At 61.0% G+C, this 13495-nt stretch carries 9 protein-coding genes; 4 read left to right on the forward strand and 5 right to left on the reverse strand.

Annotation, left to right across the window (positions count from 1 at the left end; all coding sequences use genetic code 11):
• Positions 1–21: 21 nt before the first annotated feature.
• The 3 genes from H1B37_RS17115 to H1B37_RS17125 all read right to left on the reverse strand — a co-directional run bounded on the left by H1B37_RS17115 (position 22) and on the right by H1B37_RS17125 (position 5311).
• On the reverse strand, positions 22–2202 hold the full coding sequence (locus H1B37_RS17115) for a sensor histidine kinase (RefSeq protein WP_182867874.1): 2181 nt from the start codon (positions 2200–2202) through the stop codon (positions 22–24).
• 152 nt (positions 2203–2354) lie between these two features.
• Complete coding sequence (locus H1B37_RS17120) at positions 2355–4544, reverse strand: serine/threonine-protein kinase (RefSeq protein ID WP_182867875.1); 2190 nt, start codon at positions 4542–4544, stop codon at positions 2355–2357.
• A gap of 128 nt (positions 4545–4672) precedes the next feature.
• Positions 4673–5311, reverse strand: a complete 639-nt coding sequence (locus H1B37_RS17125; RefSeq protein WP_182867876.1) for a sigma-70 family RNA polymerase sigma factor — start codon at positions 5309–5311, stop codon at positions 4673–4675.
• Between the two features lie 231 nt (positions 5312–5542).
• Here H1B37_RS17125 and H1B37_RS17130 point away from each other — a divergent pair, with 231 nt between their 5' ends.
• Entirely contained in the window at positions 5543–6313 is a 771-nt protein-coding gene (locus H1B37_RS17130) for a TlpA family protein disulfide reductase (protein ID WP_182867877.1), read from the forward strand.
• Here the strand turns inward: H1B37_RS17130 and H1B37_RS17135 are convergent.
• Positions 6282–7118 carry a hypothetical protein gene (locus H1B37_RS17135; RefSeq protein ID WP_182867878.1) on the reverse strand — a complete coding sequence of 279 codons (837 nt, stop codon included), beginning with the start codon at positions 7116–7118 and terminating at the stop codon, positions 6282–6284. The two genes, H1B37_RS17130 and H1B37_RS17135, sit on opposite strands and share 32 nt — an antisense overlap.
• Complete coding sequence (locus H1B37_RS17140) at positions 7115–9358, reverse strand: vWA domain-containing protein (RefSeq protein ID WP_182867879.1); 2244 nt, start codon at positions 9356–9358, stop codon at positions 7115–7117. The genes H1B37_RS17135 and H1B37_RS17140 overlap by 4 nt, the downstream gene beginning before the upstream one ends.
• Positions 9359–9714: 356 nt before the next feature.
• On the opposite strand from H1B37_RS17140, the gene H1B37_RS17145 reads away from it, so the two are divergent.
• From H1B37_RS17145 to H1B37_RS17155, 3 genes are read left to right on the forward strand one after another with little or no spacing between them, the layout of a single operon-like run.
• Positions 9715–10320, forward strand: coding sequence for an RNA polymerase sigma factor (locus H1B37_RS17145; RefSeq protein ID WP_182867880.1), 606 nt, complete (start codon positions 9715–9717; stop codon positions 10318–10320).
• Positions 10317–11816, forward strand: a complete 1500-nt coding sequence (locus tag H1B37_RS17150) for a serine/threonine-protein kinase (protein WP_182867881.1) — start codon at positions 10317–10319, stop codon at positions 11814–11816. The genes H1B37_RS17145 and H1B37_RS17150 overlap by 4 nt, the downstream gene beginning before the upstream one ends.
• Before the next feature lie 3 nt (positions 11817–11819).
• Positions 11820–13346, forward strand: a complete 1527-nt coding sequence (locus H1B37_RS17155) for a tetratricopeptide repeat protein (RefSeq protein WP_182867882.1) — start codon at positions 11820–11822, stop codon at positions 13344–13346.
• Positions 13347–13495 lie beyond the last annotated feature (149 nt).

Raw genomic sequence — 13495 nt, forward strand, 5'->3', positions numbered from 1 at the left:
TATTCTCTCCGTGATTCCCCGTCATTTCTGGCTGTCGGGAGATCGGTTGGCGCTGTTGACCAGATCTGGATCGTGGTTGGAAGGGTCGGCGTCGCGTTGCGACGACGGTTTGTTGACCGGTACTTCGATGATGAAGGTCGCGCCCCGGTCCGGCCCGTCACTTTCGGCATGAATCGAGCCGCCGATTCGCTTCATCGCGATCGCGCAAAAGTGCAACCCCAAACCGCTTCCGGATTGTCGCGTCGTGAAGTGTGCGTCGAAGACTCGCCCGAGGGTGGCTTCATCCATCCCACATCCGTTGTCACGAAACCGAATCTGTACATTCGACTGGTTGCGGACCAGATCGATCGTGAGGGTCGGTTGCCGATTCTTGATGTGTTGGGTGGCGTTTCCCGCATTGGTGATGATGTTGATCAGGATTTGCAGCAGCAACGAGCGATCGGTCCAGATCCGGGCGTCGATGTCGCAGGTAAAGTCGACCAGGACGTTGTCTTTTTCCAGCCGTGCCTGGCTGCACCGGACGGCTTCGGTGATCACATGATTGGCGTCCAGGTGCACCCATCTGATCGGCTGGTTGGCATGACGGCGCTGGTCGCGAATCACTTGATGGATGTGCTGGATGTTGTCGTTGAGCGTTTGCAGCAGGGCGGCCAAGTCGTCTTTGTCGTCCTCCAGCGTCGCGCTCAAACGATGCAGATAATCGGGCGTCGCTCTTTGTAACGCTTGGTCGACGTCCTCTCCGCGGAGACGATCGGCGAGTTTTTCCAGCGGTTCGATACGCAACCGTTCCACCCGACGGGTCGCAGTTTCGATCAGACTGTTGACGTTGGTCAGAACGTTCCCGACGTTGTGGATCACCGTGTCGGCAACCAGGCTCATCCCGGCCGCGTGCGAGGCATCCGAAAGGCGACGCTGGGCGTCTCCCAAACGCGTTCGCATGCGATCAAACGACTGCGCCAGTTGACCGATCTCGTCGCGGCCGGCGACACGCAGCACCGGGGCGCTGGATTCTTCGGATATCAATCCGGTCCGCGCGATCTGCTCGGTGTGCTCGCGGATCCGTTCGATGCGTCCGATCACGATCCGTTGCAGCAGCAACAACAGCAACAGCAACGAAGCACATGCCCCACACAGCGATAGATACCGCGCAAACGCGGTGGTTCGATTGCTCCGACTGGTCACCTCACGCGGCAAGCGGACCTCCAACGCCGCGAGCGGGCGGCCCGATGGACTTAGCAACGGCCAATTGACACACAACAGCGACTTGTCGGTCGGTTCAATCTGAATCGATTGCTGCAATGATGCGCCCTCGGCGAGCGGGAGAACCGAAAATAACACGCTGGTCCGCTGTTGCAGGTCCGTCATCACCGCGTCGCCGAAACGCCGACCAACGACATAATACAGTTCTGTACCCCTTCGACCCGTTCGGCCGAGCGTGGCGTGATGAACCGGAAAGGCGGCGAACAAATACAATTGGTCGTCACTGCCGCGAGTCATCCCGCGTACCGCGGGCATGTCTTGGGGATCAACCACCGTGTTGCGGCCAGCCGCGATCCGCTGCACGATGCCCGGGAATCGGATTTGTGTCAGGTCGGGCCGTGACGATGTCGTCTCGGGCGTGCCTTCGTCGCCGTCGTCGCCTTCGTCCGCGTCAGATGCGGCCGTTGAAAGCCACGTCCAGTCACCGCCCCGATCGACGATCGCAGCCCACTCGACGCGTTTCCCCTGGCCGAGCAGTCCAGGGGGCAGTTCAGGGGGCAGTTCGGCGGCAAGCTGTTTCGTCGAGCCGCGTGCCGGGGTTCGGCGGAGATGGTTTTCGATGCGGATCGCATCTTGGGACGCCGTTTCGGACAGAAATTCAACTTCGGTGTTGATCGCCGACAGGACACGGTTGGTGTCCTTGAGCGCGGCGACGCGTTCCAGGTTCGCGAATTCCGGCGCGATGACCTTTTGTCGGACGATTTCATCGATGCCGACGACCACGCCCAACATCAGCGCGAGTGCCAGGACCAACTTGCTACGCAGCGATTGGGAATGTTCGCGTTCGCATAGAATCGTCGTTGAAGGTTCGGCTCCGGCATTTGATCCCGGCGAATCATTCTGCAGATCGCTGGCCACATCGCCGGAAGCATCCAACGGCTTCCCCGCTGAGAGTCCCTCGGCGGTGGAGGCATGGTGTGGAGAAGGCGATTGCGGCGACATGCGGTTTGTTCCTAGGGACCGAAGACTTAGCCAACCCTAGGTTTCGCGTTATCAAACTGGCCGCACCCTCGATGACGAACCAGACCGGAGCGGAATCGTGAAGGCCGGTTTTGTGGATTGGACCGGTTAGCAGTCCTGCCGGCGGCCCGCTTTCACCGGTTGCCGCCGGCGTCCAGGGATTCGAAGTAGCGTCGTGCCGCATGATGAAGATCCAGGCCCTGCCATTCGGCGGCGCGTTCCCTGGGGATCAGGTCGGGAAATAACCGTGGCGGCTGGTACAGCAATTCCAACGTCGTCTGGACCAAGGCCGAAGGGGCGTCGCGTCGGGTGACCAGGAACGCGGTTGTGCCGACCGTCGCCAAGCCCTCATCGGGGATGTCGGCGTTCCGGTAATGCGATGGATCGATCGTGATCGTCCGCAAGGTCGGGTGCTGCATCGAAATGGTGATGCCCTGGGGGATGGGCACCAGTCGCCATTGTTTTTGCAACAAACCCGATACGAGACTGCTGCCGCGGCCGATGCAAATCAGGGCGATGTCCGGTGCGTCAGGTGTTTGCAACCGTTCCCACGCGACGACTTCGCGCGGGGTGTCATCGGCGGCAAGGTTCAGCGAATCGAGGATCATGTCGGCGGTGCGGCGGGATCCGCTGCCGCGGGGGCCGACGGCGATTTTGCGTCCGGCGAGCATCTGAATGTTCAGTGGTCGGTCGTGCTGCAACAGATCGGGCGCGCGGACCAGCAGATGCGCGGCTTCATAAATCAGCGGGGCGATCACACACAGGTCGTCACCACTAATCGCCGACGCCTGCATCGGTGCGAGTTGGACTTGGCGATCGAGCAAGCGATTGCGATTGTCCAACGAACCATCGGTCGCGATCACCTGGACCGCCACCCCGGCAGACTGATGCAAGCGATCGGCGATCGCCTGGGAGATGCCGGTGTAGACGCCTTGTTTCAGCCCACCGGCCAGCACCACCTGTTGCGGCATCGCTTCGATGTGTCGGCTCCACAGCATCGCGCCGATGACAAAGAAGAAAGGCGACAGGGCCAACAGCAGCAGCATGGCGGCTTGGAATCGTCGGTGTCCCGGCGAGGTCCGCACGACCTTTCGCCCGATCAACGCGCCCACCAGGGGGACGCCGCAGACCCAGTGCCAGAGTTTCAACACCCGCCCGCGGGGACGGGCCAGAATCGGGCGTCCTTCCATGAACGCGTCCAGGTCCTCGGCGAGATCGCCGGCGGTCCGATAACGCTTGCGAGGTTCTTTCTCCAGACACTTGGCGACGATCGTTTCCAAATCGGTCGGCACGTTACTGCGAAAGGCACGCATCGTCGGCGGCGGTTCGTGAACGACCTGCATCAAGGTTTCCACCACCGAGTCGCCGACCAAAGGCGGACGCCCGGTGACGCAGGCGAACAGGATCGCGCCGAGCGAATACACGTCACTTTGCCGCGTGGCCCGATCGCTGTGCCCGCCGGCCTGTTCGGGCGCCATGTAGTTGGGCGTGCCCACGGCCGCGCCGCTGCCGGTCACGCTGCTGTCGCTGCCCAGATTCTTTGCCAGACCGAAGTCGGTGATGTGGACCCGGTCCTTTTGATCGATCAAGATGTTGGCGGGTTTGATGTCGCGGTGCAGCAGGTCGTTTTGGTGGGCGTGATCGAGCGCCCGCGCCACGTCACGCACATAGCGGGCTGCCGTATCGATCGGCAGTTCGCCGTCGTTGATTTTGCGTTGCAGATCGGTTCCTTCGATCAATGCCATCGAAAAGAAATGGTGCCCGGCTTCGTGACCGAATTGGTAAACCGGGACGATGCCGGGGTGGTGCAGGCGGGCCGCCGCTTGGGCTTCGGTGTAGAACCGACGCACATCGTTTTCACAGGCCAGCATGCCGCCGCGAATCATCTTGACGGCGACGGTTCGGTTGAGCATCCGTTGGTTCGCGCGGTACACGACGCCCATCCCCCCGCGTCCGATCACCTCCAGCAATTCGTAATCGCCGAGGGTGTAGGGCAACGTCGGTCCGGGGTCGCCCTTGGCCCGATGCGCCTCGGGCAAGGTCGCCGCCGGGTCCTCGCCCGAATCGTCGGGACCGACCACCAGCACGTCGACGGTGTCTGCCGCGGCGCCGCCCTGGACCACGTCCGCCGAATCCGCGGCGGCTGCCCCGGTGAATCGGTTGATGGCGTCGGCCGCGTCCATCAAGCTGCGCAACTCCTCGGCCATCTCGGGGAACTGCGCCAGGAATTCGTCCCGCGAACCGACCGACCCTTCATCGCACGAACGCAGGTAGGCTGCGAACGCTTCGTCGATCGGGTCGTCGGCTTCGGACGGAACGGGCATCGAGGGGATCGGTGAAAGGAGGAAGAGGTTGTTTGCACCGGCCAGAGTCAAGGGCCACATCCCCGCGGTCCGGGGGCGCGGCGGCCGGCAGATTTGCACCGGCGCGCTTGCGGCCTCGTGCTCCGGCCCTACATGTAGGGGTTGTTTTTGGGATCAATGATGGTCCGCAATTTTTGCAGACCTCGTTTTAGCAAGCCCGCGACGGCCGTGTCGGATTTTCCCATCCGGTCGACGATTTTTGCCAACGGCAATCCTTCCATGTAACGCAACCGAATCGCTTCGGCCTGCGTTTCGGGCAATTGGTGCAATGCTTCGAGCAACGCGATCGCGGTTTCCTCTTTGATCACCACGCCGGAAGGGCTGGTGGTGCTGCCGGGCAATTGGGCGATCCAGGGAGCTCCGCCGGAATCATTCCCCGGCTTGGCGTCCGCGTTGACTTCGCGCCGGATGCTCCGCTTTTGGGTCATCACGTGACGCGTCACGGCGGTGGCCACGTTGTTTTTCAACATGCCGCGCAACCATGCGGCAAACTCGCCGGGTGAATCGCCGCGAAAGGAATGCAGGTCGCGTTTTGCTTCCAAAAAAGTGACCTGCACGATGTCGACCGGATCGACGCGGCGACGGAGCTGTTCGGACAGGTTGCGGTGAGCCAACATCAACAGGTAACCGCGGTACTGTTCCAGCAATTGACCGAGCGCCGCATTGTCGCCCTGTTTGGACGCGACCACTAATTCGGTCGTCGACATATCTCCATCAGTTGCGGTCATCGATCGAATTCTGGACAATGTTGGGGCTCGGCGGACTGGACACAGTTTATCTGAAGAACGCTGTCTCCAAACCCAGCGGATCGTGTCGGTCGCCGATTTTTTGTCGCTATTCCCCCGTTCCCCGTCAAACTTCGGCAGACTTCAACGATGTCCATGTGTCCCTCGGATCAAAGGCCGCTTCACCTCTCGGTACGGAAGCTGTCCCGCGTTCTTCTTCTCCTTTCAGCCGCCTTGGTCGTCGGCTGCGGCGGCGGGGATTCGAGCGACGCCCCCGCGCCCCAGCCGGCCGGCGGCGGCACCGCCGACTCGACGGCGGACGAAAACGCCGGCCAATCTGCTGCCCCATCCGCGTCCGCTGCCCCGTCAGCGGACTCCACCCCGGACGCGCCCGCCGCCGGCGGCCTGCAGCTGCCCGATCAGGTGGTCCCGGGCGCGGACCAGACAGAGCCGGGGGGGCCGGCCCGGCCGGGGGCCGGAGGCATTGAAATGCCAGACCTGGACGCCTTGCCGCCGGCGGAGGATTCGGCATCCGGCGCCGCTGAAAACCGAAACGGCGTGCAGTTGCAATTCGCCAGCTGGCAAGAGATCGAATCGCACGCCAAATCGACCGGCAAAATCACCGTCGTCGATCTCTGGTCGACCGTCTGCGAGCCTTGCGTCAAAGAATTCCCCGGCCTGGTCCGGCTCAGCCAATCCATGCCCGAGGACGTTTCCTGCATCGGCGTGGCGGTCGACTACGACGGGCGAAAATCGCGTCCGCCGGAATACTATCAGGAAAAGGTCACCGCGTTCCTGAATGCCATGGGGGCGGGGTTTGAAAACTATCTGTGCAACACGCCCAGCGACGACGTGTTCGCAGCCGTCGACATCCCGTCGATCCCCGCGGTGCTGATTTTTGACGCCAGCGGAAAACTGGTCAAACAATTCGTCGACGCCGGTGACACGGTCGGGTTCTCTTACGAATCGGACATCATCCCGTTTGTCGAAAAGCTGGCCGGCTAGACGACCATCGGATGATCACCCAGGTGATCAAGACGCACGCGACGTGGGCGGCCAGCAAGACGATCGTCAACCAGGACTCCGACGCTCCGCTCAATCCCGCCCGGACCGCACCGGCGTTCAACAGATAGCCCAGCACCGGAACGGACACGACCACGGCTGCCATGCGGACCGCGATGACGTGAATTCTGCGCGATAAACAGGCAAACAGCGCGATCAACGCCGACAGGCCGAGGGTCAATCCGACGGCCGCCATCATCAGGTTCTCGTTGATGTCGATCGCGTCGGGCGACCACCAACCACTCCGCTGACCATAACGGATCAGGGCGAACCCGATCGCCGACATCGTCGTCAGCGCGATCAGAGAACGGATCGGAAACTGCAATGGCGGTTCCATCGCCCCGGGCGCGTTGGTGACCGCCGCCATGCAATACCTGACTCTCTCTCGCATCACTTCGGCACCGGCCACACACACGATCGTTTGAACCGCGATCGCGATACCCCACCACGTCGCCGCCGGCTCTCCGAACCCCCAGTGGACGATCTTTGCCAGCCCGTACCAACACCCCAATGCCCCGCACAACGGCATGGCGATCCGAACGGGAAGGGTGGGTGCCAATAGCGTCGCCGTCAACGCAAGCAGCGAACCTTGACCGAGCACGACGCCCAACGCGATCACTCGCCAGGTGGTTTGGTCGAGGTATTGCCACTGGAAGACCAGTGCCCAATAGGCAACCGCATGGATCAACACGACACTGCAAAGCACGATTGATTGCAGTTGTGGTTTGCGTGGCGTTGATTCGGTCATCGTCGTCGCGTGTCGTCCATCATTCGGATCAGCTCCGATTCCTCTTGCTCGACCGCGGATCCCCACTGTGGCAACTGTTTCAATTGGGCTTTCGCCTGACGCGCCGCGATCGCCTCGGGGTACCGATCGATGATCGACTGCAGCTGCATTCGTTTCTGTTTGATCCCCGCGTAACGATGATCGTTTGACACCTGTAACAACATCCGCCGCGCGTTCAGTTCTCGGCTGACGCGTTCTTTCCGCCACTGATCCAGACGAGGGTCATCTTCGAAGCCTAATTCAAGCTGTTTGTTGATGGAATCTTTAAGTTCTCGATCGTGACGCAGCGATGCGTCGCGGGCCGCAGCCAACTGATTCATCGTCAAATCACGCAATGTTTGATAGGTCAACGAGCGGACGGTGGGATCATATTCTCCCGAACTGGTCGTGCGCAACATCCGGATCGCGGCCACCAGGTCGCCGCGTTGGAGCAACTGATCGCTCTGTTGCACGATCTGATCACGAATTCGGTTGCATAGAGCTTGGCAGACTTCGACGGCTTTGGATTGCGGGTGCAATCGCTTGATCAACCGAAGCCTGGTAAACGCCTTCGACGGTTCGTCGTGATTCAACGTTGCCAGATGATCGGCAACACGGTCCAAGACGCTTGTCGTGGCGCGGGATCCGCCCCAGCGGATGATGGCGTCGCAAGTGGTTTCGACTTCCCCGGTGTTCGCCAACTCGTGCAAACGACGTGACAGTTCTCCGGCGACCTTGTCTTGCAAGGGCGCGATCGCGATGCGGCGGGGGTCGCTGCGGACCAATGCCTCCAGCAGATCTCTCAAATCGCGTAGGGGCGGAACGGGGGCGGTCGCCGCAGGTTCGCCGATCTTGCTATAGGCGTCTTCGAATTCGTCGACCAACAGATCCGCGTAGGTCTGCTTTGCTTTTGCAGACACCTGGATCGATCCGAATTGATGGCTCAGTTGGCCTTGTCGCCGCATCCTCGACTTGCTTTTCGGCTCGGCCATCATGGCCCTTGCATCGGCCAGCAGTTCTCGCTGGGTTTTCCCGGACGAGTTGACGAAGCGATATTCGCCACCGGTCATGTCGGCCAAGTCCTTCATGTTCTTGCAACTGCGCGGATCTTCAAACGCGATCGCATGGATCGGGATTGCGGTGCCCGATGCCCTGGCGATTGAAAATGCGTCTCCACCGGCTTTCAGCAGTGAACCGCGATCGCCAGGATGGGTGTCCGTGAATTCTCCATCGGACAACATGAACACCGCACTGGGATTCATCCGGAGCGCGGTCCGCAGGGACGAATTCGGATTGGTCCCGCCGCCGGTGCCGATCGTCGCAAGCCAGTCTTCCAGTCTTTCCTTGTTCTCGGCGGTTGCCTGCATCATGTCCATCGACCGCACGCCGTTGAACATCGGCGTGCTGGAACTGCTGAACAGCAACACGAAGAACCGCTGGTCTTCTCGCAATTCGCGAATCGACCGAGTCAATTCATCGATCGCACGTCGGTATCGCACCCCGTTCATGCTGCCGGAACGATCGACGATGTAAACAAAATCTTGTCCGACCGCTTCGATGCCAAAAAACGAACCACGGGCCCCACCGCTGACGTTGCCGGAGGATTTGCCGGGTGTGGTTTTCATCCCGGCCAGTTTGATCACCGGTGGGGCGACGTCCAATGAAACCTCCACCGGTTCGACGACGTCCGGTTCCGGCTGGACCTCCGCCAACAGCGACGAGTCCTCCGACGCGACCTCGTCGACCAACATCATCGGGATCGGAATCTCCGGCGGTTCCTCGCTCAGCGTCATCACCAGGGTTTGCGTCGTGTAGCCGCTGAAATCCGCCGGGGCGATCAGAAAGGCGATCAACAGCACGATCGCCGCGTGGACGATGATCGAACCGAACCACGCCGATTTCTCGCGACTTTCATGCTCACGCCCACGGGGCGAGATTTGCAGCGGAATCGGAAACGGTCGCACACGATCGGGATCGTCGGCCTGTGAACGACCATCGGCGACCGGCGGCGGGCCACAGTAGATGACCGAATCGGCGGCCGAACGGCAAGGTGCGGGGATTTGCGGAGGATAATCGATCGGCAGCGAATCCCCAGCGTTTCCGCCCGGGCCAGTTTCTTCACCGAGACCGGGCCGCTCACCGAGACCGGGCCGCTCACCGAGAATGGGCCGCTCACCGAGGTCAAGTCCGTCGGTCAGCCAGCGTTTCCGTGCAGGAGCCATGTCGCGTGCCTCGATCCGGTCCCCAGAACAAACAGGTCACTCGGCAAACGAACTGATAAGATAAAAACGATAACACGACTCGCCCGCCTCGGCCCCCTAGCGTGGCGGATCAAAATGTCTTTGTCAAATTCCCGGCCCCGCCGGGCGATCGGTCCCGACCCCGCGATGCTGAACATCTATCTCGTTGGCCTGCGATCCCATGCTTCGGGAGACTGCTGCTGGGGACAAAAATCTTTCCCAAAAATGGTCCGCCGTGCTGACAGATTTGATTCCGTCGCGTGAGTAGGACTCTGTGAAGACGCCCAAGCTCGTCCTGAAGGCTCGCGTCGATCACCCACTCCCACCTGCTTTCCCGAATGTCCCTTCCCGACACACGACCGAGCTTGTTGATGCGGATCCGCGATCCCCGCGATCGCCAGGCCTGGAACGAGTTTTCGGCCTTGTATCGCCCGGTCGTGTGTCGAATGGCACGGCATCGGGGAATGCAGCCGGCCGACGCCGAAGATTTGGCTCAGCAAGTTTTGCTGGCAATCTCGCGAGCGATCGAAGGGTTTGACTTCGACCACGGCGAAGCGAAATTCCGCACTTGGCTGAAAACGATCGCCCGACGCGCGATCATCAACGCACTAACCCGCGGCGCACCGGACCGAGCGGTCGGTGGCAGCGACGTGATCGACTTGCTGAACCAACAGCCGGCCGATGACCCGCAAACACAAACGTTGATGATCCAATACCGGCGCGAGATCTTTCGGGTCGCCGCATCACAGATCCGCGACGAATTCCACCCCCAAACCTGGCAAGCGTTTTACAGCAGCGTGGTGCTCGGCCAAGACGTTCGGCAGGTCGCCGAGACGCTCGGGCGTTCCTGTGGCAGTGTCTACACGGCGCGCAGTCGCGTGATGAAACGGTTGAAAGACAAAGTCCAAGAACTCGATCTCCGGGGGGACCGCGACGAGCGATGAAGACTGAACGCACTTCCTGTCGCGTTGACCAGATCGAAGCGTTTTTGGCCGGAAACCTTCCCGACGCCGAACTGGATCAACTGGAACAACACCTCGAAACATGCACCCGCTGCGATGACGAGCTGACCCGCCGGACGGCCGATGATTCGTTCTGGGACGATGCCCGAGCCTTCCTTGACGGCGCCGGTGAGCTTCCGCGTGGTCGTGATACCGACGACGCAGCGTTGCCCACTCCAGCCGATGCAGACCATGGCGATCCGTCCCGCGACCGCCACGACGCGCTCGGCGGCTCCATTGGATTCTTGGATCCCACCGACGATCCGAACATGCTGGGACGCTTCGGCGGCTATGAAATCTCCGGCATCATCGGCCAGGGCGGGATGGGCGTGGTGATGAAGGGACGCGATGTCTCCTTGGATCGTTTCGTCGCCATCAAGGTGCTCAGTCCGGCCTATGCCGGGAATTCTGCGTCGCGAAAGCGGTTTGCCCGCGAAGCGCAAGCCGCCGCCGCGGTGCTGCACGACAACGTGATCGCCATCTATGGGGTCGATCAATGGAACGACATGCCGTATCTGGTGATGCCGTACATCAAAGGCGAGTCGCTGCAGCAACGCATCGATCGCACCGCGCCGATGTCGATCGAGGACATTTTGGGGATTTCGCTGCAGATCGCCCGCGGCTTGGCGGCGGCCCATGACCAGGGACTGGTCCATCGGGACATCAAACCGGCCAACATCTTGATGCCGGCGAGTGTTTCGCGAGTGATCATCACCGACTTCGGATTGGCACGGACCGCCGATGACGCCAGTTTGACCCGCAGCGGTGTGTTGGCCGGCACGCCCCAGTACATGTCGCCCGAACAGGCCAAGGGGGAACCGGTCGACGGCCGCACCGACTTGTTCAGTCTGGGCAGCGTGATGTACGCGATGGCATGCGGTCGTCCGCCCTTCCGCGCCGAAACACCCTACGGCGTGCTCCGCAAAATCACCGACCAGGCACATCGGCCGTTGTCGCAGCTGCGTGAAGATCTGCCCCGTTGGATGGGCGAGACGATCGACCGGCTGCTGCACAAGGATCCGTCGCAACGATTTGACGACGCCCATGCATTGGCCGACTATCTGGAGGACTGCCTGGCCCATCTCCGCCAACCGACGACGACGCTGCTGCCTCCGCTGGAGCCGACAAAAAAACGTCGCCGCGGCGTATTTGTCACCATGCTGCTGGTCGCGTTTGCCCTGGCCGGCGGATGGTTTGCCGTCGATCGATTCACCAAGCAGCACACTCCAAGCAACCCGGCCGGTGATCACGATGCGGGAACGCCGTCAGCATCACCGCAACCGCCGGGGAGCAATCCGCACCTGCCCGACGCCGACCCAACCAACCTGCAGTGGCAGTACGACACGACGCCGCTGGACGAACTGGAAACCGAACTCGATCTCTTGCTTCAGCAATCCTCTGACGACCCGTTTGCCGAACCACCATCCATCTCGGAGTGAACCATGAAACCCAGAAACCGACCCTCGATTGCGCTGCTTCTGATCAGCATCCTCGTCACTCCACTGGGCATCGCGTCCACCGCGATTGCCGAACGACTGCCGCCCGAAAAACTCGCATCGTCTCAACTGCACGTCATCGGCATCTATTCGCCGGAGGATCACAGCACCGATGACCGCGTGTTCGTCACCGTGCAACCGACGGGACAACCGATCGTTTTGGTCTTGACCGGCTATTTCGGCGCGCAGTGGAACCTGGACATCTCACCCCAGGCCGACGTTCGTCAGGTCATCGTCGCGGGTTATTTCGAACACAGTGTGGTTGGCGTCCCAGAGACCGTCCCGACGGAGATGATCACCTATTTCCCCGCGGCGGACAAAACCCGCAAAGATTACTTCTGGGCTTACGCGTGGCATACCCAAAATGGCCGCGAGCTACGGGCGCGGCTGAAAGAACTGACCGGGCTGGACATCACCACCTTTCAAGGCAAGTACGACGGCAAGCGGTTTGTCGTGGACGGAAAGAACGGCAGGGTCGCTGATTTTCTGGACAAGACCGAAAACGAGCCAGTGGCCCGGCCGCCGAAAAACACCAACCGACTCGAAGACCGACTGCGGGAACACGGGATGGCCGCAAAGCAAGAACTGTCGCAGTTGTCCAGTCATTTCGGATACGACCATCCGGCTCTCAAGCAACTCCAGGAAAACGTGGAACTGATCGACAACCAACTCAGACGCATGGGGGCCGCTCCGCTGGCGGCAGCGCCGGACCAAACGACGGCCCCGGAGACGACCACTCTGTCGACGGAATCTGACGAACGCAGCGTGATCGAAGCATTGGTTCGGCAATCATTCCAATTGCAGATGCAACTGCAACTGGCCCGTGTGGAAAAAGCCGAAGCCGATCTGCAACGCATCAAGCACCAATTGAAACAACGTCAAGCTGCGGCCGAACAGATCATCGCCGCTCGCGTGGAAGCCTTGGCGAAAAAAGATGCGACCGCTCCGGATCACGAATCACAAGTCTCGGCGTCGGTTCACGTCAGCGAAGGTTGGCAGGCGTGGCGAACGCACAAGACCGGCGACGCCTTGAAAAGCTTCCTGAAGGCCTTGGCGATGGAACCGGAAAACGAAGTGGCATTGAACGGGTTGGGTTGGACCTACGTGCATCTGGGCGAGTACGAAAAAGCGATTGCACAATTCGAGAAGATCGACAGCGACTCGCCGGTTCAGGGCGCCGCGCTCAACGGGATCGGCCAAAGCCTGCTGGCGATGGGAAAGTTGGACGAAGCAGAAACGATCTTGCTCGACGCGACCGAGAAAACGATCGCCAAAGAAGGTGAAGCGAGCGCCGCCCGGATGGGGCTGGCCGCTTGGTACGGGTTGGTCCGCGTCTATCTGCAACAGCAGGACTACGATCAAGCCAAACAGTGGAGCAAACGTTACCTCAAGCACAAACCCGATGACAACATCATGAAGGAGATGTTCGAGCAAGCTGAAGCGGAAACGGGCACGACGTCAGCTGAAGAATGAGCCGGGAAGAATCCATTCACGTATTCCTCGCCGGGAGCCTCAAACCGCGTGGGCTTATTTGATTCCCGCCTGAACTCCATCCCGAACGCACGACGTCAGGAAGTAAACGGCTCGCCAGGGAGGGCGAACAGCGTCCGCGTTCGACCGAC

The organism is Stieleria mannarensis (assembly GCF_014154935.1).
Lineage (GTDB): Bacteria > Planctomycetota > Planctomycetia > Pirellulales > Pirellulaceae > Stieleria > Stieleria mannarensis.